We start from the raw sequence: 26,476 nt of genomic DNA, 5'->3' as shown, positions 1-26,476 counted from the left end.
GCATGACTAGGAGAGACGAACGGATCCGTCAAGGACCGGGGTGGTCGCAGGGCTTCCCATGAAATCATGTTCGCGCAGTGATCGTATTAGCGAGACGACGATGTATAAGGAGATGATAACAAGATGTCACGGTTTAAGAAACCCGTCTGCGCATGGTTGGCATGCTGCACGATGTTGTCACTTATATTTAGCGTTTCGGTGTCGGTACCTAACAAAGCTTTGGCGGCAAGCGATGCAACGATCAATTTGGCCGCCGAGAAGCAAGTGATCCGCGGGTTCGGAGGAATCAACCATCCGGTATGGGCGGGAGACTTGACGGCAGCGCAACGGGAAACCGCATTTGGCAACGGGGACAACCAATTGGGCTTCTCCGTTTTACGAATTCATGTGGATGAAGATCGGAATCAGTGGAGCAAGGAAGTCGAAACGGCCAAAAGCGCGATCGCGCGCGGAGCCATCGTTTTTGCTTCACCTTGGAATCCCCCAAGCGATATGACCGAGACCTTCAATCGTAACGGAGATACATCGGCCAAACGGCTCAGATACGATAAATACGCTGCCTATGCGCAGTATCTCAACGATTTTGTTACGTATATGAAAAATAACGGCGTCGATTTGTATGCGATTTCGGTCCAAAACGAACCTGACTATGCGCATACCTGGACGTGGTGGACGCCGGCAGAAATGCTTCGCTTTATGAAAGAAAATGCCGGGTCCATCCAATGCCGGGTAATCGCTCCCGAGTCATTTTCTTATCTGAAAAACATGTCGGACCCGATTCTGAATGATCCCCAGGCCCTTGCCAACATGGATATTCTGGGCGCCCATCTGTACGGCACTCCGTTCGACAACTTTTCTTATCCTCTATTCAAAGAAAAAGGAGCGGGGAAGGATCTCTGGATGACGGAGGTCTATTACCCCAATAGCGATAATAATTCGGCGGATCGTTGGCCGGAAGCGCTGGATGTTTCCTATCATATTCACAAAGCGATGGCCAAGGGGGATTTTCAGGCTTACGTATGGTGGTATATCCGCAGGCAGTACGGTCCGATCAAGGAGGATGGTTCGATAAGCAAGCGGGGTTACAACATGGCTCATTTCTCCAAGTTCGTTCGCCCTGGTTACGTGAGGATCGATGCAACGGAGAATCCGGATACCGACGTATATACATCCGCCTATAAAGGCGACAACAAGGTTGTGGTCGTGGCGATCAACAGGGGCACTTCGGCCAAAAGCCAACATTTCGTCCTGCAAAACGGAACGGCATCCAAGGTATCTTCATGGGTGACGGACGCCGGCCGCAATCTGGCCCCCGGGTCTGTTCATACGTCCGGAGATTCATTTACGGCGCAGCTTCCAGCCCAGAGCGTGACCACGTTTGTGGTTGACTTGGGCAGCAACGGCAGCACTTACGAAGCAGAAAGCGGCACGACATTGACAGAGGCGGTCGTTGAAACCGTCAATCCCGGATATCACGGCACCGGATACGTTAACTTTAATGCCTCATCCGGCGCAGCCGTTCAGTGGAACGGTATTTATTGCGCAGTGGCCGGAACCAAAAACGTGAATTTTCGTTACGCGCTGGAATCCGGTTCAAGAAAAGTGGATGTTTACGTCAACGGGACAAAAGCGATCAGCAATGCTGAGTTTACAGCGACCGGCAGCTGGTCCACCTGGAGAAATCAAACGATTCAAGTATCCATGAACAGCGGAATCAACACGTTAAAAGTCGTTACAACCGGGACGGAAGGGCCGAATATGGACAGCGTTACCGTTTCGCCAGGTTCGTAACGCGGCAGGCAGCGGATTCAATGTTTTATAAGCTTATAAGGGAAGGCCCATCCGCAGAAGCGGGGAGCCTTCCCTTATAAAATGCCGTAAAACCCAAAAAAAGTAAAAATACGGCATGCAAGTAAAGAGATGCGGATTGTTTTGTCAATGAAATCCATGAATAATAGAAATGATACGCTTCTAACACTATGAAACGAAATGGGGTTGCACGCTTGCGTATTTCCAGAATAAGCATGGTCACGCTTCTTCTTACGATCACGTTCCCGTTGTCTATGCTGGCGTCTTGCGACGGGAAAGGCTTAACGAATCAGAGCGGTTTGCCGTTGAAGAGTGATGGAGAATATACCTATACAGAGCCTGGATTAAGGAAGTACAACCCGCCGATCGAGCTGACCTTCGTGCGGGAGACGAGCGATGATTTGGACAATCTCATCAAAACGCTACCGGGGGAAACGCTGGAGGATAACCGATGGACCCGCTTGTACGAACAAGTGCTGGGCATCCGAATCAAATATGATTGGACGGCGAAAGGCACCCTCTACAATCAGAAGCTGGGCGTCGCGCTGGCCGCGGGCGATTTGCCGGATGTCGTGAGAGTCAATGCGGAGCAGCTCCGCCAACTGAGCAATGCAGGCCTGATTCAGGATTTGTCCCAAGCCTATGAGAAATATGCGGCGCCGTTTACGAAAGAAATTTTGGGCCAAGAAGGGACCGGGCCGTTCGAAGCCGCTACGGTGGACGGAAAATTGATGGGCATTCCCGAGACCAGCTCATCGATTGAGGGCGCCCAATATATTTGGATTCGGACCGATTGGCTGGAGCGCCTCGGTTTGCAGCCGCCGCAAACGATGAATGACGTGTTGGAGATTTCGAAAGCGTTTACAGAAAGGGACCCGGACCGTAACGGGAAAAACGATACATTGGGGCTTCCGGTGACCCAATATTTGTGGGATCCCGTGATGGGCTTGTCGGCATTCATGGCCGGTTACGACGCCTTTCCGAATATGTGGATTCGGAATTCATCCGGCAAACTCGTCTTCGGCGCCGTTCAGCCGGAGGTCAAGACCGCACTGAAGGTCCTGCAGGACATGTATCGGAACGGCCAAATCGATGAGGAATTTATGTTTAAGGACGGCATCAAAGTAAAAGAACAAATTACCGCAGGAAAATATGGCATGATGTACGGCGAACAGTGGGGGTCGTTTGTCGTGCAAGGAAATCATGAGCGGGACCCGGAAGCAAGGTGGCAGGCATTTCCCATCGTATCGGCGACGGGGAATGCGGCGAAAGTGCCGCTCCGCTTCGCAACCCATCAATTTCTTGCCGTCCGCAAGGGGGTGGCTCATCCCGAAGCGGTTGTCAAGCTGTTCAATTTGCATCTGGAAAAGAACTGGGGAGCGACGGCCGAATACGAAACCTATTACAGCACCCCTTATCCGGCGTGGCAGCTTTCTCCCGTCACCCCTTATCCGGCGCTGAAAAATCTGAATGCCTATTACCAAATCGAAGAAGCTCGGCGAACCGGGGACTCTTCCGTGCTTAAGGATGAGGCAAGGGCGATTCAAAAAAACATCGAGGCCTACCTTACCCGGAACGATCCGTCCGGTTGGGGCTGGGAACGAACCTACGGCCCGTCGGGGGCTTTTTCCATCCTTGACCGTTACAAAAGGAACAACCAGTTATTGTATGAAAGCTTTGTGGGTGCTCCAACCGACACGATGATCGAGAAACAATCCATTCTCGACTCCCTGGCGATGGATACGTTCACCAATATTATCCTTGGTCGTCCCATCGAAGAATTCGATCATTTCGTCGAGGAGTGGCATCGATTGGGCGGTGACCAAATGACGGCCGAGGTCAACGAGTGGTATTCGGACAGACAGAAAGACTAGTGCATCGGAGGCGTTAAATTGATAAGGATTCCCGTGAATTCATTGCGTCATACCATTCTGGCCAGGCTTGTCCTGATGTATGTGGTGGTGATCCTCCCGATCATTCTGCTCGGCGTTTATTTGTACAATTGGAGCTATAAAAACGCAAGCGAAGAAATATCCAGAAATGCGCTGGCGCAGCTGTCGTCCTATCTCGAGGGGCTGAACCGGGAAATCGAATGGCTGGAAATTCAGCAGTTCGATATTTTGCAGGAAAGCGAGCTTCATAAAATCGCCGTCACGTGGGAGAAGATGGACAGCGCGGAGAAAAGGTCCAGCGTTAATTATTTGCTCCATCGTCTGACCTCCATAAAAAACAGCAGCCCGTATATTAAAGATATTTATGTCCATATTCATTCGATCGATAAAACGATTTCGGCAAGCAACGCCGTTCGCGCCCTGGACAGGCAAAGATATGAAGAAATACGATCCATCGGCGAACGAAGCGGCAGCCGGCTGGTCCGGCAGGGCGATTCGCTTCAGCTGACGGCGTCGAAGTACGGCGGAAAAAATGACGAGGATCCGCTGTATCTCGTTCAAATCGAATTGGATAACGACAAGCTGAAGGATTCCATGGGACCGCTCGGCGCGTATCCCGAAAGCGGATCAATTCTGATCGCGGAGGCGGCGGGATTCACTTTATCCAGCACGGGCACGCCGCAGGGATTGCCGGAGGAATGGATCAAGGCGGCCAAGGACTTGGATGACAGCACGATGCTGCTCGATATCGGCGGAAGGGAATACCATTTCAACATCGCCCATTCCGACAAGCTGGGCCTCTCCCTCGTATCGTACTTACCGGAAGGAACGGTGAGGAGGCCGCTGATCAAATTCAATTTATGGGCATGGGTATTCGCGGTAACTTCGGTTTTTGCAATCGTCGTGTATGCCTTTTCCACTTACCGTTACGTTCATCGCCCGCTCCTTTCGCTCGTCCAAAGCTTTCGCAGAATGGAGGGCGGGACTCTTGATATTCCGATCCGCCATGAGCAAAAGGATGAATTCGGCTATTTATATGACCGGTTTAATCAGATGCTCGTCAAACTTCAGACCTTGATCGACCAAGATTTCAAACAGAAATTGATGATGCAGAAGGCGGAACTGAAGCAGCTGCAGTCGCAAATCAAACCGCATTTTCTGTATAACAGCTTTTTTATCCTGAACTCGCTGGCCAAGACGGGCGACACCGACCGGATCGAGCAGTTCACGATCATGCTCGGCGAATATTACCGGTTCATCGCCCGCAACGGCGAGGACCACGTCACGCTGTCGGAAGAAATCAAGCATGCGAGAATGTATACGGAAATCCAGCAGCTCCGGTTCTCCCGGCGCATCCGCGTCCAATTCGACGAATTGCCGGAGGCCATGCGGCGCATCAAGGTGCCGAGATTGATCGTCCAACCGATGATCGAAAACGCCTATGAACACAGTCTGGAGAACATGCCGAACGAAGGGTTCCTTCGCGTCACGTTTGAACATACCGACGCGGAATGTCTCATCAAGGTGGAGGATAACGGGGACAGCATCGACGATGCCGGGCTCGAAGCCCTTCAGCATCGGGTATCAGGTCCTGCCGAATCCCATGAAATGACGGGGATCATGAACATCCACCGGCGAATCCTGCTCACTTACGGAGAAGGCAGCGGACTGTTTTTGTCGAGAAGCAAGCTTGGCGGGCTTGAGGCCGCCATACGAATCAAATTCAGGGAGGAGAGCGGGGATGTATAGACTGCTGATCGTTGACGATGAAGACATCATTACGGACGGACTGTATGAAGTGTTCAATCGATATCATCCGGAGCGGCTCGACGTGTGCAAAGCTTATTCCGCCAAAGAAGCGCTGGGCTGGATGTCGCGTACGAGAATCGATATCGTCTTGACGGATATTGCCATGCCCGGCATGAACGGCCTGGAATTATCCGAAGAAATTCAGAAGTACTGGCCGAGATGCAGGGTGGTGTTCTTGACCGGGCACAGCGAATTCGAATATGCGTACCGTGCCATCCAAATGACGAATGTCCGTTATGTGTTGAAGACGGAAGGGTACGGCAAGGTGATCGACACCGTGCAGGCGGTCCTGGACGAAATGGACCGTGCTCGTCATGACAGCCTGCTGCTGGAACAATCCCGCGAGCAGCTGCTTGCGTACCGGTTCATGGCGCAGGGCGACTATATGAGGCATCTTCTTCAGAACAGCCGTGTTTTGTGCAGGGATGCGGGGGTGATGGTCCGCGAATTCGGCAAGCTGGACATCGGACTCGACCCTGCCCAGCCGGTCGTGCTGGTCCTTGGCCGCATTTCGTACCCGGAGGGCAGGACGTATACCGAAAGATCCGAAATCCTGTCCTCCGTCAGAATGGCCTGGGACACCTATTTTTCGGATAGGGCCCGAAGCATGGGGATCATCGATAAGCACGGCGACCTTTTTTGGTTCCTTCAACCGTCTGGGCGGGCCGAAGGCAGGCTTGACAGCCATTTTATCCGTTTCGTGGAGGGGACGCTGGAGATGATTCAGGAATCATGTCTCGGTTCTCTTGGGTTGACCATCGGATGGACGCTGAGCTGCGAAGCATGCAGATGGGAATGCTTGACGAGGCAGTACGAAAGGCTGCGGGAGCTGCAGCAGCTAAGGATCGGCAGCGGGGGCGCCATCATTGTGCGCGACGGCTTCGAGCCGCTCGATGGATTGGCCGGCAAAGAAAGCTTTGCGGACAGTCAAAAGGCGGAAGTGCTGAGGGCTTATCTGGAATCGGGCAGAAACGAGGAGTTTCTTCAGGAGCTTGAAGAGGTGGCGGGCAACGCGCTGAAAATGAGCGGAAATGTACAGTTAACGATTGAAACGTATTATACGGTCGCGTTGATGCTTCATTCCTGCATAGGCCGTATGGGAATGCACGGCCGAATCGACGATGCCGGGCAATTGATGCGGCTAAACGATCATCCCACGATGGAAGCGGCGTTCGGTTACCTCAAGCGCGTCGCGGAATCCATTTTTCAAAGCAAACAAACGCAGGAGAGGGACAGGGCCTCGCTGATCGTCGACCGGATTTGCGAGTACGTCGAGGAACACTTGAGCGAAGATTTGTCTCTGGTGCGCCTCGCGGAAATCCATTATTTCAACCCGTCGTATTTGTCACGGTTTTTCAAGCAGGAAAAAGGAATCAATTTATCCGATTTTATCGACAAATGCCGCGTGAAGAAAGCCAAGGAGATGCTGCGGGACAACGATTTGAAAGTGCGGGAGGTGGCATTATCCGTCGGTTACGAGGCGGCCCATTCGTTCACCCGCTTTTTCAAAAAGGCGACGGGGCTTACGCCGCAGGAATACCGGGATACGCTGTCTTTGAATTGACGGTCTGACTAGAGTTTGGGGGGTAATCCGGACGGATTAGACGGGTTGTTCCCGCGGAGCGCAAGCTTTACGCTTTTAAGAGAGTTGGGTTAAAGACTAAAAATGCTGAATAACGGGAGTTGACGCAAAAATGAATGAAGTCGTTCATGCACCGATCGGCAAACTGCCGCAAAACGGAAATCCGCTTGTCGCCCATAAGTTCGGGGCCGACCCCTATGTGCTTGTGTTCAACGGGCGCGTATACCTCTATAATACGGACGACGTATTGGAGTACGACGAGCAAGGAGAGGTCAAGGAGAACAGCTACAGCACCATAAACCGCATATCGGTGATTTCCTCGGATGATCTCGCGAACTGGACGGACCATGGCGTCATTCAAGTCGCAGGTCCGGAAGGAGCGGCCAAATGGGCGACGCAATCCTGGGCGCCGGCTGCGGCCCACAAAAGAATAGACGGCAAAGACCGTTTCTTCCTGTACTTTGCCAACAACGCCAGCGGCATCGGCGTGCTGACGAGCGACAGTCCGACCGGGCCGTGGGTCGATCCGATCGGGAGGCCGCTGATCGCAAGGGATACGCCGGGCGTTCAAGGCGTCGTATGGCTCTTCGACCCGGCCGTCCTGGTGGACGAAGACGGCAAGGGATATATATACTTCGGCGGCGGCGTGCCGGAAGGAGAGCATGAGAGCCCGGGGACCGCCCGCGTGATGCGGCTGGGTGACGACATGATCAGCGTGGTCGGCGAAGCCGAGCCGATCCCGGCTCCGTTTATGTTCGAGGATGCCGGCATACATAAGAAGGACGGCACGTATTACTTTTCGTATTGCTCCAACTTCTACGATGGGATACGGCCGGAAGGGAGCCCCCCGGCGGGAGAGATTGCCTATATGACCAGCACCGGCCCGATGGGACCCTGGACGTACCAGGGATCGATCCTTAAAAATCCCGGCCATTTTTTCGGTGTCAGCGGGAATAACCATCATGCCATTTTCCAATTTCATGAAAATTGGTATATTGCTTATCACGCGCAGACCTTATCGAAGGCCATGGGCGTGCAGAAGGGATATCGGTCCACTCATCTGAACCAAGTGTTCATGGACGAAGAGGGAGCGATTCTCCCCATCGAAGCGGACATGGTCGGCGCTAAGCAGATCAAGCCGCTGAATCCGTATGCCCGCGTCGGGGCGGAGACGATTGCTTGGTGCGCGGGTGTGAACGTGCGGCCATTCCAGCCTGATGGAGGGGGACAGGACGGGCCGCTTATGGTCTTGGCGGATATCCATCATGGCGATTGGACGGCCGTGTCCGGCGTTGATTTCGGCGCCGGGGCCTCCGCGTTTGCCGCATCCGTGTCGTGCATGAATGACGGGGGAGTCATTGAGCTTCGCTTGGACAGTCCTGAAGGCCCACGGATTGGTACGCTTCAGGTGCCTTCGACCGGCGGACAGTGGAGCGAGGTGACGACGCCCGTCAGCGGTGCGGAGGGCGTTCATGATTTGTTCCTGATCTTCAAAGGAAAGCCGGACACCGAGTTGTTCCGGTTAGGGGATTGGCAATTTAGGTAAGCAAGCCGGGATGAACGTTTGTCATGTTGTGCCATGGAAAGAATGCCGTCCGATTTAACGGGCTGCATTCTTTTTTTATTGGACCTTCGCTGCCTCGCGGTCGGAAAGATCATTCCAGGAGCCGGTATCCGATCCTTGCAATAGAAGCCGCTAAGCCTGCAACCAGCATAATTCTAGGTTTTCTCAGGTAAACGAACGGGAATCAACGGGTATTTCGTTCGAAATGAAAGCGCTAAAATGGGGTTGTGAAGGCGCCTGCGCTTTGTATTGGTTCGCATACAATCCATCCGGCTGCGGCTTTGACGCTGAAATATATCGAATCGGGCCATATCGAAGGAGGCGAGTGCAATGAACACGATGGAGACGGTAATGAATGATTCGGGCACCGGACCGATTCTGCGGGCATGCGGGATCAAACGGATCTTTGGCAGGGGGAATACGGCCGTGACCGCTTTGGAGAATATCGATCTGAATATTCCGCCTGGAACGATCGTGGCTTTGAGGGGGCGCTCGGGTTCCGGAAAGACGACGTTATTGAACATCCTGAGCGCATTGGACGATCCGACGGAGGGGCAGGTGTATTTCAAAGGAAGGGAAATCACCGGATTATCCGGCTCCGAACGCAGCCAGATCCGGCGCAGGGAGATCGGCCTTGTGTTCCAGTCCTATGGTTTGATGCCGCTGATGTCGGCTTACGAGAACGTCGAATTCGGGCTGCGTATCGCGGGACTGAAGGGGAAACGGGATGCGGTGGAGGATGCGCTTGACCGCGTCGGCATGCGGGAGCGGATGAAGCACCGGCCGTCCGAGCTGTCAGGCGGCGAACAGCAGCGCGTAGCCATTGCCCGCGCGATCGTCCACCAGCCCGTCCTGCTGATTGCGGATGAGCCGACCGCCGAGCTGGACAGCAAGATGGGGCTGCAGGTCGTCCGCATTTTTCGCGAGCTGGTGAAAGAGTCGGGGATGACGGTCGTTCTCACGACGCATGACCCCGGCATGATGGAGCTTGTCGATCACGTTATCGCATTGGAGGATGGAACTATTGTATCGCAGACAACGAACGAATCTCCCCTTATCTAACAAAGACCGTCGCTTGCGCCGAATCGCCGCGCTGCTGACGGCGCTGATGCTGCTTTCGGGCTGTTCGCTCCTGCCGGTCGAACCGGAAACGCTGCAGCCGCCTTTGGTCGAGCCGGCCAAAGAACAGTTTAACGTCGTGCAGGCCAGCCGCGGAAAAATTCAGACCTTCCTGAAGGGGACGGCTTATTTCGTGTCGGCCCAATCCGAAGCGCTGTCCTTCAAGGATCTGGGCGGGAGACTGAAATCGATTCAGGTGACGTTGGGCCAGTCCGTGAAGGCGGGCGATCTGCTGGCCGAGCTGGAGACGGGCGACCTGGATTTTCAGGTTCGCCTGCAGCAGCTGAATGTAGAGCGCGCCCAGCTGCTGTACGACCAGGCGCGCGAGGCTGGCGCCGGCGCCGTCGACCTGCGGCTCAAGGAAATCGACCTGGAGCGCGAGCGGATGTCGCTGCAGGAGATGAAGGCCAGGCTGGGGCAATCGCGCTTGTACGCTCCCGTTTCGGGAACGGTGACGTTCGTCGAGAAGCTGAATGCGGGAGACAACGTGAACGCTTATCAAGCGATCATCACCGTCTCCGACCCGAACAAAGTGCAGCTGACGTACGTTGCGGCGGACAGCAAGGATCTGAACCCGGTCAAGGCCGGGATGCCCGTCAGCCTTAAGTATAAAGGCAAGGACTATAAAGGGAAGGTCCTCCAGTCCCCTTCGAATTTGCCGGCTGCCGCAGACAGTACGAAGGCCGAAAAGAACGGGGTAACGATCTTCATGAGTATGGACAACGCCCCGGGCGACGTCAAGGTCGGCGACAGCGCCGAGCTGACGATTGAGCTACAAAAGCGGGATAACGCGATCATTGTGCCCCGCTCTGCCATCCGCTCCTATATGGGGCGTTCCTATGTTCAGATCGCCGAAGGAGACCGCCGCAAGGAGGTTGACATCGAGATCGGATTGACGACGCCGACGGAAGTCGAGATCGTCAAAGGACTGGAGGAAGGCCAGAAGGTCATCCTGAACAATTAACGTAAAGAGCTACAGCCCGGTCCGGCCGGGCATGAGGGATGAGGTGTATGATTTGGCTTTATGGACGATGATCCTGCGCAAGATGGCCAACAACAAGTGGCTGCAGCTGAATTTGTGGATCGGCCTTACCGTATGCGTGGCCCTGTTCAGCTCCATGCCGCTCTACTCGCAGGCCATCCTGGAGCGGACGTTACTGAAGGAGCTGCAGTCCGTGCAGACCGCAAACGGGGTGTATCCGGGCTATCTCCGAATAAGCACCACGGTCTCGGCACCCTCCATGGACGCAAAGACGACGGAAGCCGTCGAAAGCGCCGACCGGTTCGTGAAGACGATTCCGGAGCGCACGGGGCTGGAGGCGATGTCGTTCTATCAGCAGCGGTTCACGCAGAAGATGAAGGTGTACGGCGCAGATGCTTCCGCCCAAGAGAAGCAATCGCAAAGGACGTTAGGAAGCTTTATGTCGCTGTCCGACCTGGAGAAGCGGGTCCGGCTGATCGAGGGGCGGATGCCTGCGGATCGTTCGGACGGGATCATCGAGGCGCTGGTCACGCAGAAGTTTCAGTTGGCGACCAAGCGGAAGCTTGGTGAAGAACTGACCGTAGAGCCCCAGGATGGCGGAAGTACCCGCTTTCGGGTCATCCCGGTCGGCATTGCAGAGACGGATCCGGAGGCGGACCGGTATTTGCCGTTTCTGACCACGGAGAACGAGGACGGATTCCTGATCCCTTTCCAGCAGTTCGAGCGCGAATTTACGCAGGGCGGCAAAGCCAGGGTCTCCAGCATGGAATGGCGGCTCGCGCTCAATTACGAACAGCTGTCGCTGGGCAAGGTCGATGCGTTCACCCAGGCGGACCGGGAGGTCCGGCGTTATTTCAAAGGCAAGCTTGGGGTAGCCGAAATCAAAATTCCGGCGAGCCCGACCATCGCATCGTACCAGGGCAAACAGGATAAGCTCGATACGATGACGCTTTCGCTGTATACCCCTGTCATGCTGATGCTGGCGTTCTATTTATACATGACCGCCAATCTGATCATCGACCGGCAAAAAACGGAGATTTCCGTGCTCCGCAGCCGGGGAGCAAGCCGTCTGCAGATTATGGCGGCCTATCTGCTGGAGAGCCTGCTGCTGGGTCTGAGCGCGCTGGCCGCCGGACCGTTTCTCGGCGTATGGTTTACGAAACTGCTTGGCGCTTCCAATGGTTTTCTGGAGTTCGTGCAGCGCTCCGCGCTGAAGGTGAGCATGACGAGCGGCGCCTACCAGGTGGCTGCGGCCGCCGTGGCGGGGGCGATCATCCTGATCCTGATCCCGGCCTTCCTCGCAACGCGGGTGAGCATCGTAAGCCATAAGCAGCAGACGGCGCGCCTGACCCGGCTGTCGATCTGGCATAGGACCGGTCTCGATGTGGTGCTCGTCAGCCTGGCAGTTTATCTGCTGTACAATTTCAACCAGCGTCAGGAGGATTTGCGGAGGCTTGCGCTGGGATCTGCCGACCTGCAGGTCGATCCCCTGCTGTTCCTGACGCCGGCCCTCTTTGCGCTTGGAGGCGGCCTGCTGGTGCTTCGGGTATACCCTTGGTTCGTCCGGCTCGTTTATTGGCTGGGCCGAAACGGATGGCCGCCGGCGCTATACCATACGCTCGTTCAGATCAGCCGCTCGTCCGGGCAGTATTTGACCATCCAGGTGTTTCTGATCATGACGGTGGCGACGGGCCTATTCAGCGCGAACGCGGCCAGGACCATCAACGACAACATGGACAGCAAGGTTCGGTATGCGGTCGGCACGGACATCGCGTTGACGACAAAGTGGGAAAGCGATGCCCCTCCACCGGTATCCCCGGGGGCGGGAGGGCAGCCTCCGTCTGAGCCGGCAATGACAACCGTGCAGAAACGGGTTCAATATACGGAGCCGCCCTTCGAGCCCTTTGAGGAGCTGGACGGTGTGCAAGCGACAGCAAAGGTGTTCAAGAAGCAGGAGGCCAGGTTCAGTGCCGGCACCAATGAAAAAAACGGCAAAACGGCTCTTTTTGGCATCGACACGAAGGATTTCGGAAGTACCGCTTGGATGAAGGAGGGGCTGCTGCAGCATCCGATCAACAGCTACTTGAATCTGATCGCCCCGAATCCGGAGGCCGTGCTCATTTCGCGTTCGCTTGCGGAGGATGCCAAGCTGAAGCCCGGCGATCCGATCCGGGTGTATTGGGACGGTCTGGACGGGGCGACGTTTACCGTGTACGGCATTATCGATTATTGGCCGAGCTGGAGTCCGCTGCCGTCCGATCAAGGAAGCGGCAAACCGGAGCAGCCGCATCTCGTTGTCGGACATCTGGGCACGATTCAGAACCGCCTGGCAGTCGAGCCGTACGAAGTATGGCTGAAGCTGGCGGACGGCACAAGCAGCGAAGATATCTACGGGCAGCTGCAGGAGAAGAAGCTGCAGGTGACGAGCCTCCGGGACGCGACCCAGAAGGTGGTCCAATCCAGGAACGATCCGTTCCGTTTGGCAATGAACGGCGTAATGACGCTCGGATTTGCCATCTCCATGCTGGTCAGCTTCATCGGTTTCCTGCTGTTCTGGGTCTTGACCTTATCCGGCAGAACGCTTCAATACGGGGTTTTGCGGGCGATGGGCATCTCTTTCCCGCAAATGATCGGCATGCTCGTCAGCGAACAGCTGCTCACGTCGGGGGCCGCGGTCCTCATCGGCGTGTTCATCGGCAACGTCACCAGCATGAAATTCGTGCCGCTCTTCGAAATGTCGTTTGCGTCCAAAGAACAAGTCCCTCCATTCACGATTACATATCAGCTCAGCGACTATTTGCAGCTGTACGGCATCATTGGGTTCACGCTGGCGACCGGGCTGCTCATTCTGGGGTACCGGCTGAGACGAATCCGCATCGCGCAGGCGCTGAAGCTCGGGGAGGAATAGTTCATGATTCAATGCGAAGGGCTCGTCAAAATTTATAAATCGGCGGACCTGGAAGTCGTCGCCCTTCAAGGGCTGGATCTTCAGGTAGAGAACGGCGAATTCATGGCGATCATCGGCAATTCCGGCAGCGGCAAATCGACGCTGCTCAACATGCTGGGCGGCCTCGACAAACCATCGGCCGGCAAGCTGTACGTGGACGGCAAGGACCTGCTCGCGTTCAGCGAACGCGACCTCGTGAAATATAAGCGGGAGTCGGTCGGGTTCGTCTGGCAAAATAACGCGCGCAACCTGATTCCCTATTTGACCGCGCTCGAAAACGTGGAACTCCCGATTCTCCTGCGGGGCCGAAGACGCCGGGCCCGCGCGCTCGAGCTCCTGGAAGCGGTCGGCCTGAGCCACAGGGTGAAAAACAAGCTCAGCGAATTGTCCGGCGGAGAGCAGCAGCGGGTGGCCATCGCCATCGCGCTGGCGAACGAACCGCGGCTGCTGCTCGCCGATGAGCCGACGGGCTCGCTGGATACGGCTACATCCAATCAGGTTCTCGATTTGTTCCGGACATTGAACCGGACGATCGGCATTACGATTGTGATCGTGACCCATGATCCGGAGCTGGCCCGGAAGGTGGACCGGGTTGTTCAGATCCGCGACGGCAAGACGTCCGCCGAGATGCTCCGCAGAATCTCTTATTCCGACGTGTTGACGCAAATGGATGCCGACAGCGCCCGGCGGGAAGCCGAGAGCCATATAGAGTATGCGGTGCTCGACAAGGCCGGCCGGCTGCAAATCCCTGCCGGTTATCTGGGCACGGGGAGCTTCAAGGACAGCAACAAAGTGCGCGTCGAACTCGAGGACGGACGAATCGTCCTGTACCCGGCGAACGAAAGGCAGACGGTCTAATTCGGGTGTTCTTCGGGCCTAACCCTTGGTATATATAAGGCAAAGCCTTAACAAGCCGGAATGAACCAAAGTCTTTTTTGTCATTTGTTGATCCGGAGCGGACATCCGTGTCATTAAAGTACTTTCGTTCATTCGATATCGTTTTAGCGATCCGATACATGGCCATGGAATGCCGTAAAGAGGCGTTTTAATGGAATAGATAACTTAAGGAGAGGTGGATTCATGAAGAAGCATCGAATGAAACGTTCCATCCTGTTGATGATTGCGCTTGTTCTCGTGCTGGCCCCTTTATCGCTCGGTACACGCCCGAGCCCGGCCAGTGCCCAGCAGGAATCGCAAGCGCTTTCTGAAGGCCGCGCGGGAACATCCGAGACGGGCGATGGGGCAGCAAGCGTGCGGATCTCCAAGGATTTCGAGGATGGGACGCTCCAAGGCTGGTTCGGGCGGGGAGGCAACGAAGTCCTGACGGTTTCCCCTTTAGCGGCCCATACGGGATCTTACGGCATGCAGGTCACCGGCAGAACCCAGGGCTGGAACGGTCCGCAGCTCGACGTGACGCCGATCATGGAAACGGGAAAGACGTACCGTTTATCGGCTTGGGTCAAGCTGCCTGCCGGAACGCCGGGCTCGCCGGTATCGATGGTGATCCAGCGCACGACGGGCGGAACCAATGCGTATGAAGTCGTCAAATCGGTTCAGGCGGGCGACAGCGGATGGGTCAAGCTCAGCGGAGAATATACCCTGCAGCAGCCGATTGAAAGCTTGGCCGTTTATTTCGAATCCTTCGATCATCCGACGCTGGACTTTTACGTGGACGATGTCGTGATCGAGCGCGCTCCGGATCCGGTTCCGATCGAGATTCAGAAGGACATTCCGAGCCTGAAGGACGTGTTTGCCGGCCAATTCAAGCTGGGGACGGCTGTGCTGGTCAATGAAATCCAGAATCCGAACAGCCCTGATGCGGAGCTGGTCCGGAAGCATTTCAACAGCCTGACGGCCGGCAACGAGCTGAAATGGGACGCCACCGAGCCGGCGGAGGGTCAGTTCAATTTTACGGCAGCCGATAAAATCGTAAACTTCGCCATGGATAACGGGATCGCGATGCGGGGCCACACGCTGGTCTGGCATTCCCAGACGCCGAAATGGGTGTTTTACGACAGAGGCGGCAACCTCGCCAGCAAGGAGCTTCTATATGCCCGGATGAAAAAGCATATCGATACCGTCGTTGGCCGGTACAAGGGAAAAATTTACGCTTGGGACGTTGTAAACGAGGTCATTGAGCCCGGCGACCAGAAGCCGGGGGGCCTCCGCAACAGCTTATGGTATCAAATTGCAGGCGAAGAATTTATTGAAAAGGCGTTCCTTTTTGCGCATGAGGCCGATCCGGACGCCAAGCTGTTCATCAACGATTACAACACGAATGATCCCGTGAAACGGCAGTTTCTGCATGATCTGATCAAGCGTTTGAAGGCCAAAGGGATTCCGGTCGACGGAGTCGGCCACCAGACGCATATCGGGATCGAATATCCCCGGGTGCAGGAGTTAGATGATATGATTCAGGCGTTCCGGGATCTTGACATCGATCAGCAAGTCACCGAGCTGGACATGAGCATCTATACGAATGACACGGACGCCTATGAGACGTTCCCAACGGAGCTGCAAATCAAGCAGGCCAACCGGTACAGGGAGATTTTCGACGTATTCAGGAAGCATTCGGATCAGCTCAGCGCCGTCATATTCTGGGGCAAGGACGACCTGAACACCTGGCTGCGCACGTTCCCGGTCGTTCGCAACAATTGGCCGCTGCTGTTCGATGAACGGCTGCAAGCCAAATACGCATACTGGGCGCTCGTCGATCCGGCGAAGGTTCCGGTTGAAACGAAGCGCACGAAAGCCCTTGAGGCCAGCGTAAAGATTGACGGCCAGGCGGAAGCGGTATGGAATGTGGCGCAGGCCGTGCCGATCCAGGCAGGCGGCAAAGCGGCAGCGACTTATAAAACGTTATGGGATGCAGGCCATCTGTACGTATGGGTCGATGTCGATGATGCCACGGTGAACGGCAATGATGCCGTCGAGGTGTATATTGACGAAAACAACGGCAAAACGAATGCTTACGAAGCGGACGACAAAAAGTACACGTTCCGGCGCAGCGGCGCCAATCCGCATAAGCCGGCCGAGTATAAGGCGGTGAAGACGGAGAAGGGATACCGGATCGAAGCTTCGATCCCGGTCGACGGCGCGCAAACCGGAAAGGAAATCGGCTTTGACGTCCGCATTCGCGACCGGTCCGGTTCGGCGGAAGAACTGGCGTCCTGGAACGATATTCATCACAGACAGGATACCGATACGTCCGGGTATGGCGTATTGACGATGGCGGAAGGTCCGCGAACCGCCAAGGCTGCAAAAGGAACGGCGGTCATCGACGGGGACATCGACGACATTTGGAACAAGGCGGAGCAGATCGTAACCGACCGCTGGGTCAGCGGATCTTCGGGCTCAACGGCGAAGGTACGAACGCTCTGGGACGACAACCGTTTGTACGTGCTGGCCGAGGTGACCGACTCGCTGGTGACCAAGCGGAGCGCCAATGTATGGGAGCAGGATTCCGTCGAAATCTTCATCGATCAGAACAATGCCCGAACCGGTTCTTATGACGGCGACGACGGGCAGTATCGCGTGAACTTCGATAACGAAACGTCGGTCAACCCCGGATCGCTCAGCGCCAATTTGACGTCGGCCGCGAAGCGGACACCGACAGGCTATATCATCGAGGCCGCTGTCGATTGGGTCGGAACGCCGCCTAAGGCGGGCAGTATCATCGGGTTTGACGTACAGGTCAACAATGACGAGAATGACGACGGGACACGCGACAGCGTGGCGATCTGGAACGATACGTCGGACAGAACGTGGCAGAACCTGACGAACATCGGACTGTTAACATTGGAATAACCCCAGCGAGTGGGGGAATGAATAAAGGCCGCTCCCGGATGGTCAACCGGGAAGCGGCCTTTGATATGTGATGGTTGGTTACATAGTGTGTACGTTGATAGACGTTTTGTTACGCCGTAATGTTCAGGGTTTTTCTATACTTGTTAGCGCTTACACCTGTATACGTTTTGAACTTTTTGTAGAACCAGTCCATCTCGGTATATCCGACTTCGTTCGCGATTTCATACACCTTCATGTCGGTATTCTCGAGCAGAAATTTCGCCTTCTCCATGCGCTGCTGAAGCAGATATTCCTTGAAGGTCATCTTCTCTTGAACCTTGAATTTCTGGCCCAGGTAAGAATAGTTGAAATGGAAAATATGGGAGATTTCCTTCAGCGTGATGTTCTGATGCAGGGCCTCGTCCACATAAGCCTTCACCTTATCGATAATGTCGGCCGAAGAGACGGCCGCGGCTTGCCGAACGGCTTCTGACCATGGGTCCGCTTGGTTTCCGGAAAACAGCGCTACGTCCAGCTCCCGTTTCACGTTCTCCAGGCTCGCGGAGAATTCCTCCGGCGTGACAGGGTCGGGCAGATAGTCGTTCACCTGATAATACAAAGCCTTCCTGGCAAGCTGGAACTCATTGCGCCCGCCGATCAGCACGATCGGGACGCGGCTTTTCTCGCGAATGCGGCCGCACAGCCGAAGCCCTTCTTCCTCCGATGCCCTCATGCTGATCAGCACCAGCTGATGATTCTGGGCGGAAAGCATCGACAACGCCTCGGCAGCCGCAGCGGCATGGCACTCCAATTCAAATTCCGCTTGATGTCTGTCCAGCATACGCTTCATCCGTTCCTTCGCATGATGATCGGAATCAACAAGCAGCACCTTATACACGATATTCCCCCCTATTTCTTTCTCGTTAAAACGTTGTCTCGGTGAAGTTGCTTATTTCTCATTATGAAAAAAAACCGTCACGCAAACAATGTGCTTTTCTTTATATTGCTAACCGTTGTTTACTTATTGGCCATTTGCAATGTAAGGGGTTGCAAGCAATCTATATTTTGACGGGTAGAATACCTAATTTACCACGGGTTGTTGCTCTTTCAATGTAAGCGCTACACTTTGAATGTGATTCGAATGCAACTCATTTCATGGGGGGATTGGAAAAATGCGTAATCGAAAAATGATGATGCTGCTTTGCACGCTGTTGCTTGTGCTTTCGGCATGCAGCAACGGCGGTTCCAAGGGCGGGCCAAGCACTACCGGCGCGACGGAGACGAAGACCGAGACTGCGGCAAACGACACGGAAAACAAGGGCGCGGAGAAAGAAACGGAGCAAACGTACAAAACGCCGGACATGGATTTCGACTTGGGGGGCCGAACGATCAAAGTCGTATCGTGGTGGGATATGACGATTCCGGAGGATAACCCGGATAACATCCAGCGCAAAAAAAACCTGGAGGAGCTGCAAAAGAAGCATAATTTCAAAATGGAATACGTCGCGATCGACTACGGCGAATACCAGCAAAAAGTGACGGCATCCCTGCTGGCCGGCGAGCCGCTCGGCGACATCGTCAGACTGGGCAAAAACTATACGATTCCAACGCTTGTGAAACAGGATCTGCTGGCACCCGTCGATGAGTATACGAAGAATCCGGCAGCTTTTAACCAGAACGTGACCAATCAATACATGCAATATAACGGAAGAGGGTACGGCTTCACGGAAAACCAAGCCAACCTGGTTCAGGGCATTTTTTACAACCGGACCCTCATGAGCAAGCTCGGCTTGAAGCCGCTTCAAGACTACGTCAATGAGGACAGCTGGAATTGGGATACGTTCCTGCAAGTGGCCAAAGAAGCCAACAAGGATACGAATAACGACGGCAAGCTGGATTCCTGGGGACTCGCCAATCCGTCGCCGCTTGAATTTGCGCTTGCTTCCAACGAAACAAGTTTGACGAAAGAAAACAAGCAGAACCTGGAAGATCCTAAAACGACCGAAGCGCTTAATTTCATTTCCCGAATCGCGACTGAAAAAATAGCCAGACCGACGGAAGGCGGAGACTGGACCGAACCGGGCCAATTTTTCCGTCAGGGCAATACGCTGATGTATGCAGGGGCCCTTCATGAGCTTAGCGGCATCAAAAAGGATATGCCTGATGTGGATATCGGATTCGTTCCGTTCCCTAAAGGCCCGAGCGCAAGCGCGTACCATTCCTACGAAGGCCTGTATCAATCTTTGTTCATCCCTAAGGCCGCTAAGGACCCGGATAAGCTGCTTTATATTTGGGAGAAAATCAACGACATCGATTCAATGTATGACTATCCGGACCAGGCCACTTATGAAACCCTGTTTACGAACGAAGAGGATATCAACAATGCGAAGGAAGTCGCCGCCAATTTGGCCGTCCTCGACCACGGCACGTTCCCGAACCTGAAGTTTTACGATTTTCTCGGCGAGATCGTCGGCGGAACCTCGGTATCTACCGTCGTAGAGAAATACAAGGCGCCGTTCCAAGCAGCGATTGATGAAGTATACGGATCGAAATAAATGAGGATTTTGCAAAAATCCAAAAAGCGACTTTCAGTCAGCAATATACAGGGCGAAACGGTCTAGTTCGTCTATATATTGTACCCGGGAGCGGCAGGAATCGAATTTTGCAAAATCCTGAAATCCAAACGTTGAACCGACAGTCCCCATTAGAACATGTCTAATCGGGACTGTTATTAAAATGATAAGTCTCTTGCTTCAGGAGGGAGAAGATGATCAACCGAAAGAAGAGCTACGTCGCTGTTTTGCTCGTCCTTGTCATAGTAACGTCCGTCTGGGCCTTCTACCCTTCCGGTTCATCCGAAGTCCGAAACGTTCGGGCCATGGCCGATTTCGCGGCTGTTACGGGATCGGGCGGAGATGACGGCGGCTACGACGCGTATTTAAAAGCCCATTCAGCTGCGAAACGTCCGGATCAGGTCATTCGGGTTGAGGGCGAGAGCTTTACCAAAACCGATGGGCCGGGATTCGAGGTCATTCATCCGTCGGGGGAAACCGCCGTCCTCACGCCGGAGTCGGGTTCCATCAGCTGGAACATCCCCATCGAACAGCCGGGTCTCTACAACGTGAGAGTCCGATATTTGCCCGTCGAGGGGAAAAGTTCCGCGATCGAACGCGAGTTGACGATCAATCGACAGATACCCTTTAAGGGAGCCGATCTGGTTACCTTTGACCGGGTATGGGGCAACCGGGACGACAAGATCAGGCGGGACGACAGGGGCAACGATCTGCGTCCGAGCCAGGTCGAGAAGCCCGTCTGGCAAATCGAATCCATTACCGACCGCAGCGGTTATTATGACGAACCCTACTTGTTTTATTTTGACAAAGGCCTTCAAAGCATGACCTTAACGGCATTGCGCGAGCCAATGGCCATCGATTATATCGAGTTGTATCAGGAAGAAACGTTAAAGACGTACGAAGAAATCAAGGGCGATTATTCAGCCAAAGGATTGCAGCCCGCCAAAGGCCAATACATCGTGATTCAAGCAGAGGACGCGGTGTATAAATCCTCTCCGACCTTATATCCCGTTTCCGACAGGTCCAGCCCGACGGTGATTCCGTACGACGTGTCCAAAATCCGGATCAACACGATCGGAGGGTTGAACTGGAAACTGCCGGGACAGTGGATCGAGTGGGAGTTCGAAGCGCCGGAGGACGGCTTGTACCAAATCGCTTTAAAAGAGAAGCAGGATCAGCTGCGAGGCGTCTTCGCCACGCGTAGCCTGACGATTGACGGCAAGGTTCCGTTCAAGGAGATGAAACGGATTCCTTTCGAATTCGGCAGGGACTGGGACATGTACGTGCTGGGAGGGGATGAGCCGTATCTGTTCCACTTGACCCAAGGCAAGCACCGCATTCGCATGGCCGTTTCCCTTGGCGAGCTGGCTCCGCTGATTCAGACGATCGAGTCCAGCGTGCTGCAGCTGAACGAAATGTACCGCAAAATATTGATGATCACGTCCAATTCCCCCGATCCGTACCGGGACTACCAGTTGGAGAAGCGGATCCCGGAAATGGCGGAGGTATTCCGCAAACAAGCCGAAACGATCCAAAGCGTGGCCGATTACCTGGAACAAACGACAGGAGAACAGAGCGACAAGGTCGCCATTTTGCACACGATGGCCAAGCAACTGGAGGAAATGGCCAAGCGGCCGGATACGGTTGCGAACCGTTTGGAGGCCTTCAAGACCAACGTCGGCGGCCTGGGTACGTGGATTCTGACCGTCCGGGAACAGCCGCTTACGCTGGATTATTTGATCGTCTCCTCGCCGGATCATAAACTGCCGAAAGCGGACGCGACGTTTCCGCAAGTGGTGAAGCATGAAGCCGGGGCGCTGGCAGCGTCTTATACCGAGGATTACGACAGCATCGGCAATACCGGCAAGCAGAAGCGATCGACGACGGTTTGGATTACGACGGGGCGGGATCAGGCCCAGGTGTTGAAAAACCTGATCGATGATTCGTTTACCCCGAACTCGAACGTTTCGGTCAATCTGAAGCTCGTGCCGGCCAACATCCTTCTGCCCGCGACGCTCGCCGGCGAAGGACCGGACGTGGCCATGCAGATCGGCGAAGACGTGCCCGTGAACTATGCCATGCGGGGGGCGGCCGTCGACCTGTCGAAGTTTGCCGATTATGACGAAGTGGCATCCCGCTTTCGAGACAGCGGATTGGTGCCTTACCAATATGACGGGGGCGTTTACGCGCTGCCGGAGCAGCAGTCGTTCCCGATGCTCTTTTACCGCAAGGATATCTTGAAGGAACTGAACCTGGAGCCTCCCCAAACGTGGCAGGATATCTATAACATGATTTCGGTTCTGCAGAAGCACAACATGCAATTTTACTTGCCGATCGAGGCCGCCAACGCGAGCCTGGTGCCTAACCCGACGTTCTCCATGCTGCTGTATCAAGGCGGCGGCGAGTTTTATAGGGACGGCGGCAGAAAAAGCGCGCTGGACTCCGAGATCGCCATGGATGCCTTCAAGAAATGGACGCAGTTTTATACAAGCTACAAGTTCCCGCTGCTGGCCGATTTCCCGAACCGGTTCCGGACCGGCGAAATGCCGATCGGCATCGCGGATTATACGACGTACAACATGCTGACCGTATTGGCGCCGGAAATCAAAGGACTCTGGGAATTCACCATGGTTCCCGGCACGGAGAAAAACGGCACGGTCCATCACGAGGTGGCCAGCCACACGACCGGCGTCATGATGCTGGCCGGGGCAAAGGATCAAGAGGCCGCTTGGGAATTTATGAAATGGTGGACGGATAAGGACACCCAAATCGCTTACGGCCGCGAGATGGAAGGGCTGATGGGCGAGGCGGCCCGTTATCCGACAGCCAACGTCGAGGCGCTGGAGGAGCTGCCTTGGCCGGTCAAAGATTATCGCAATTTGGAGAATCAGTGGAAATGGGTCAGGGGAATCCCGCAGGTTCCGGGCGGCTACTTTACCGGACGGCACTTGGACAACGCATTCCGCAAAGTCGTCAACGCCAGCGAAAATCCCCGCGAGGCTTTGTCGGATTACCTCTTGTACATCGATGACGAAATTGCGGTCAAGCGGAAGGAATTCAATTTACCTTAACAGTCAGGGGGTGGAAATCGGATGCAAGCCGAAACAACCAGTCCGTCCGCCGTTTCAAGCCTCGTGCAGCCGAAAAAGCAGTCGCGGCTGGCCAACTTATGGAGAGAACTGAAGAAAAACAAGCATTATTACATTTTGATGAGTCCGTATATGCTGATCTTTTTTGCCTTTACGGTCGTCCCGGTCGTGTTTTCGATCGTCCTCAGCTTCTTTTATTTCAACATGTTGGAGTTCCCCCGGTTTGTCGGGTGGCAGAACTACTCCAGATTGTTTTTGAACGACGACGTCTTTATGATCGCATTGAAAAATACGCTGCTGTTCGCGGTCATTTGCGGACCGATCAGCTACCTGGCCTGCTTCCTGTTTGCATGGATTATCAATGAGCTGTCCCCGAAAGTCCGCGCGTTGATGACGCTTGTGTTCTACGCGCCGTCGATTTCCGGCAACGTTTTCTTTATTTGGCTCATCATTTTTTCAGGCGACAGATACGGCTACTTGAACGGCTTTTTAATTAAATTCGGCTTTATATTGGAACCGATTCAATGGCTGACGAACGAGAAGTACATTTTGCCGATCATCATGATCGTCCAGCTGTGGCTCAGTTTGGGCACGAGCTTCCTGGCCTTTATCGCGGGATTGCAGACGATCGACAAGTCCCTGATTGAAGCCGGGGCGATCGACGGCATCCGCAACCGCTGGCAGGAGCTGTGGTTCATTACGCTGCCTTCCATGCGGCCGCAGCTGATGTTCGGGGCGGTCATGCAGATTACGAGCTCGTTTGCCGTGGCCGATATTTCGGTGGCGCTCGCGGGTTTTCCAAGCGTCAACTATGCGGGGCATACGATCGTCACCCATTTGATGGATTACGGAACGATTCGCTTTGAAATGGGGTATGCGTCCGCGATCGCAACGGTGCTGTTCGCCATGATGCTTGGCGCCAACAAGCTGACGCAGCGAATGCTCAGAAAGGTAGGGGAGTGATTTGGTGACGAGAATGATGGGCGCCATTCGCATGCCGCGGAGGCTAAACCGCTCTTTTGCCGTCAGCTTTGTGCTGTTCGCGTTCCTGGCCGTCTTCGGCGCATTTATGGCGCTGCCGCTGATCTATGCCGTAAACAACGCCTTTAAACCGCTGAACGAACTGTTCCTGTTTCCGCCGCGTTTCTTCGTCAACAATCCGACGATGGACAATTTTTACGATCTGGTGGCGTTAATGGGGAATTCCTGGGTGCCGCTTTCCCGATACATCGTGAATACGCTTTTCATTACGATCGTCGGGACCGTCGGCCATATCCTGCTGTCGTCCGCCGCGGCTTACCCGCTGGCGAAATACCGCTTTCCCGGGTCCAGGGTCCTGTTCTCCATCGTCGTCATGGCCTTGATGTTTTCCGGGCACGTGACGGCGATTCCCAACTATATGGTGATGTCGTGGCTGGGCTGGATCAATACGCACGCATCCATTATCGTCCCGTCGCTCGCTTTCCCGCTCGGGTTGTTTCTAATGAAACAGTTCATGGAACAAATTCCGGACGCCCTGCTGGAAGCGGCCAAAATCGACGGGGCGAACGAATACCGGATTTATTGGACGATCGTCATGCCCAACGTAAAACCTGCTTGGTTGACGCTGATGATTTTGCAATTTCCGATGCTGTGGGGCTCGGACGGGGGCAATTTCATTTACAGCGAGAACCTCAAAACGCTTCACTACGCCTTGGGCCAAATTACCGCGGGGGGGATCGCCCGTGCCGGCGTGGGGGCCGCCGTCGCGCTGATCCTGATGATCGTGCCGATTACACTCTTTATCATTTCGCAGAGCAACGTCCTTCAGACGATGGCGACCTCCGGAATGAAAGAATAGGGGGAGACTTAGCACGATGCAAAAGAGCATAACGAAAGTGAAATGGTTCCTCCTGGCTGCCCTCTGCTGCCTGCTGGGGACGAGTACCGGCGTAAACGCGGTCCATGCCGAAGGCAGCGCCTCTTACAACTATTCCTTCTGGAACGACACCGTGGCAGCGCCTGCCGCGTATGAGGCCGCGTCTTTGCTCAGCGGCGCTCAGCTTGGCGTCGGTCCCTTCAAAAACCCGAGCGACATCCACGTCACGGCTGACAAGCGGATCTATGTGCTCGATTCCGGCAACAATCGCATCGTCGTCCTTGATGAGCAATTCAAGCCGGTAAAGGTGGTGAGTTCCTTTGACCACGGGGGAAAGAAGGATACGTTCAACAACCCGCAAGGGATCTTCGTGACCGAACGGAAAGAGCTGTTTGTCGCCGATACGGGCAATAAACGGGTGGTTCACCTGGATGCCGACCTAAGGCTCTTGGGAGTGCTCGAAGCGCCGAAGTCCGACCTGCTGCAGGCCAATTTCGATTTCCAGCCGGTTCGGGTGGTCGTGGACAAGGCGCAGCGGATCTACGTCATGTCGACCGGCGTATTCGACGGCTTTATGGAGTTCAATTCCGACGGAGCGTTCACCTCGTTCATCGGTGCCAACCGGGTGACGGTCGATCCGGTGGAACTGTTTTGGAAAAGGATGTCCACGCAGGCGCAGCGGAGCCAGATGGTCATGTTCACGCCTACCGAATTCACCAATCTGGACATCGATGATGAAGGCTTCATTTACGCAACGAGCGGAGACTACTCGAACAACCCGATCAAGAAATTGAACGCTCAGGGCAATGATATTCTCCGGCGGACGGGATATCTCAGCCTGGTGGGAGATACCCGGTATTCAACCGATGTCGGTCCTTCGCGGCTCATCGATATCGATGTCGCCGACAGCGAAATGTATTCGGTCCTCGATTCCAAGCGGGGCAGAATCTTCACTTACAGCGGGGATGGCCATCTGATGTATATCTTCGGCGGCCTGGGCAACCAGTTGGGCCAATTCAACACCCCTGCGGCGATTGAACGGGTCGGGGACGACTTTCTTGTCCTCGATAAGGCATTCGGCGAGATTACGGTGTTTCGGACGACGGCGTACGGCCGGCTGTTGAACGAAGCGGTCCGGAGCTACTACAGAGGCGACGAGGAAAAAGCGTTTGATCTCTATCAACAGGCGATCAACATGAATGCGAACCTGGAATTTGCCTATTCCGGCGTGGGCAAGGCCCTCCTTCGGAAAGGGGACTACAAAGGGGCGATGCATTATTTCAAGGAAAGCTACGACCAAGCCAATTATTCCAAGGCTTACTTGCTTTACCGCAAGCAGGTGCTGCGAGAATATTTCCCGGCCGTCATGACGGGGTTGATCGTGCTCGCCGCAGTTCTCCTGCTCTTCAAAAAGCTCCGTAAGCGGATGAGGAGACAAGGAGGTGTTACGATTGAATCGTGAGCTC

16 protein-coding genes are annotated in these 26,476 nt (G+C 54.8%); 15 read left to right on the top strand and 1 reads right to left on the bottom strand.

The genetic code is table 11. The features are described 5' to 3' along the window. Nucleotides 1-123: 123 nt before the first annotated feature. The 10 genes from xynC to KI367_RS04180 all read left to right on the top strand — a co-directional run bounded on the left by xynC (nucleotide 124) and on the right by KI367_RS04180 (nucleotide 17,511). On the top strand, nucleotides 124-1,791 hold the full coding sequence (gene xynC / locus KI367_RS04225; RefSeq protein WP_212947799.1) for a glucuronoarabinoxylan endo-1,4-beta-xylanase XynC: 1,668 nt from the start codon (nucleotides 124-126) through the stop codon (nucleotides 1,789-1,791). Between the two features lie 233 nt (nucleotides 1,792-2,024). After that, nucleotides 2,025-3,683: an extracellular solute-binding protein gene (locus KI367_RS04220; protein ID WP_373316201.1), complete on the top strand. Its 1,659-nt coding sequence runs from the start codon at nucleotides 2,025-2,027 to the stop codon at nucleotides 3,681-3,683. Between the two features lie 75 nt (nucleotides 3,684-3,758). Next, a complete protein-coding gene (locus tag KI367_RS04215) occupies nucleotides 3,759-5,450 on the top strand; it encodes a sensor histidine kinase (RefSeq protein WP_212947967.1) in 1,692 nt (563 codons plus the stop codon). Then, nucleotides 5,443-7,074, top strand: coding sequence for a response regulator transcription factor (locus KI367_RS04210; RefSeq protein ID WP_212947798.1), 1,632 nt, complete (start codon nucleotides 5,443-5,445; stop codon nucleotides 7,072-7,074). The genes KI367_RS04215 and KI367_RS04210 overlap by 8 nt, the downstream gene beginning before the upstream one ends. A gap of 130 nt (nucleotides 7,075-7,204) precedes the next feature. Beyond that, nucleotides 7,205-8,638 carry a glycoside hydrolase family 43 protein gene (locus KI367_RS04205; protein ID WP_212947797.1) on the top strand — a complete coding sequence of 478 codons (1,434 nt, stop codon included), beginning with the start codon at nucleotides 7,205-7,207 and terminating at the stop codon, nucleotides 8,636-8,638. A 357-nt stretch (nucleotides 8,639-8,995) separates the two neighbouring features. Next, the gene (locus KI367_RS04200) at nucleotides 8,996-9,718 is read left to right on the top strand and encodes an ABC transporter ATP-binding protein (protein ID WP_246536615.1); all 723 of its coding nucleotides are present in this window, start codon (nucleotides 8,996-8,998) and stop codon (nucleotides 9,716-9,718) included. Continuing rightward, nucleotides 9,681-10,739 (top strand): efflux RND transporter periplasmic adaptor subunit, encoded by a 1,059-nt coding sequence (locus tag KI367_RS04195; protein ID WP_246536586.1) that lies wholly within the window; start codon nucleotides 9,681-9,683, stop codon nucleotides 10,737-10,739. The genes KI367_RS04200 and KI367_RS04195 overlap by 38 nt, the downstream gene beginning before the upstream one ends. A gap of 52 nt (nucleotides 10,740-10,791) precedes the next feature. Continuing rightward, the gene (locus tag KI367_RS04190; protein ID WP_212947794.1) at nucleotides 10,792-13,665 is read left to right on the top strand and encodes an ABC transporter permease; all 2,874 of its coding nucleotides are present in this window, start codon (nucleotides 10,792-10,794) and stop codon (nucleotides 13,663-13,665) included. A 3-nt stretch (nucleotides 13,666-13,668) separates the two neighbouring features. Next, nucleotides 13,669-14,562, top strand: a complete 894-nt coding sequence (locus tag KI367_RS04185; RefSeq protein WP_212947793.1) for an ABC transporter ATP-binding protein — start codon at nucleotides 13,669-13,671, stop codon at nucleotides 14,560-14,562. 222 nt (nucleotides 14,563-14,784) lie between these two features. Continuing rightward, a complete protein-coding gene (locus KI367_RS04180) occupies nucleotides 14,785-17,511 on the top strand; it encodes an endo-1,4-beta-xylanase (RefSeq protein WP_212947785.1) in 2,727 nt (908 codons plus the stop codon). A 109-nt stretch (nucleotides 17,512-17,620) separates the two neighbouring features. On the opposite strand, the gene KI367_RS04175 is transcribed toward KI367_RS04180, so the two are convergent. Continuing rightward, nucleotides 17,621-18,388, bottom strand: a complete 768-nt coding sequence (locus KI367_RS04175; protein WP_212947783.1) for a helix-turn-helix domain-containing protein — start codon at nucleotides 18,386-18,388, stop codon at nucleotides 17,621-17,623. Nucleotides 18,389-18,662: 274 nt separating this feature from the next. On the opposite strand from KI367_RS04175, the gene KI367_RS04170 reads away from it, so the two are divergent. The 5 genes from KI367_RS04170 (at nucleotide 18,663) to KI367_RS04150 (ending at nucleotide 26,472) form a co-directional block, all read left to right on the top strand. Beyond that, nucleotides 18,663-20,045, top strand: a complete 1,383-nt coding sequence (locus KI367_RS04170; RefSeq protein ID WP_212947780.1) for an ABC transporter substrate-binding protein — start codon at nucleotides 18,663-18,665, stop codon at nucleotides 20,043-20,045. Nucleotides 20,046-20,257: 212 nt separating this feature from the next. Then, nucleotides 20,258-23,134 (top strand): extracellular solute-binding protein, encoded by a 2,877-nt coding sequence (locus KI367_RS04165; RefSeq protein WP_212947778.1) that lies wholly within the window; start codon nucleotides 20,258-20,260, stop codon nucleotides 23,132-23,134. A 21-nt stretch (nucleotides 23,135-23,155) separates the two neighbouring features. Further along, the gene (locus KI367_RS04160) at nucleotides 23,156-24,115 is read left to right on the top strand and encodes a carbohydrate ABC transporter permease (protein ID WP_036711537.1); all 960 of its coding nucleotides are present in this window, start codon (nucleotides 23,156-23,158) and stop codon (nucleotides 24,113-24,115) included. 13 nt (nucleotides 24,116-24,128) lie between these two features. After that, a complete protein-coding gene (locus KI367_RS04155; protein ID WP_036711630.1) occupies nucleotides 24,129-24,992 on the top strand; it encodes a carbohydrate ABC transporter permease in 864 nt (287 codons plus the stop codon). Between the two features lie 16 nt (nucleotides 24,993-25,008). Continuing rightward, on the top strand, nucleotides 25,009-26,472 hold the full coding sequence (locus KI367_RS04150) for a hypothetical protein (RefSeq protein ID WP_036711540.1): 1,464 nt from the start codon (nucleotides 25,009-25,011) through the stop codon (nucleotides 26,470-26,472). Nucleotides 26,473-26,476 lie beyond the last annotated feature (4 nt).

It is taken from the genome of Paenibacillus cookii, assembly GCF_018333375.1.
GTDB classification, from domain to species: domain Bacteria; phylum Bacillota; class Bacilli; order Paenibacillales; family Paenibacillaceae; genus Paenibacillus_AQ; species Paenibacillus_AQ cookii.
Note: the sequence above shows the minus strand (reverse complement) of the source record. Positions and strands in the feature narration are given on the sequence as shown.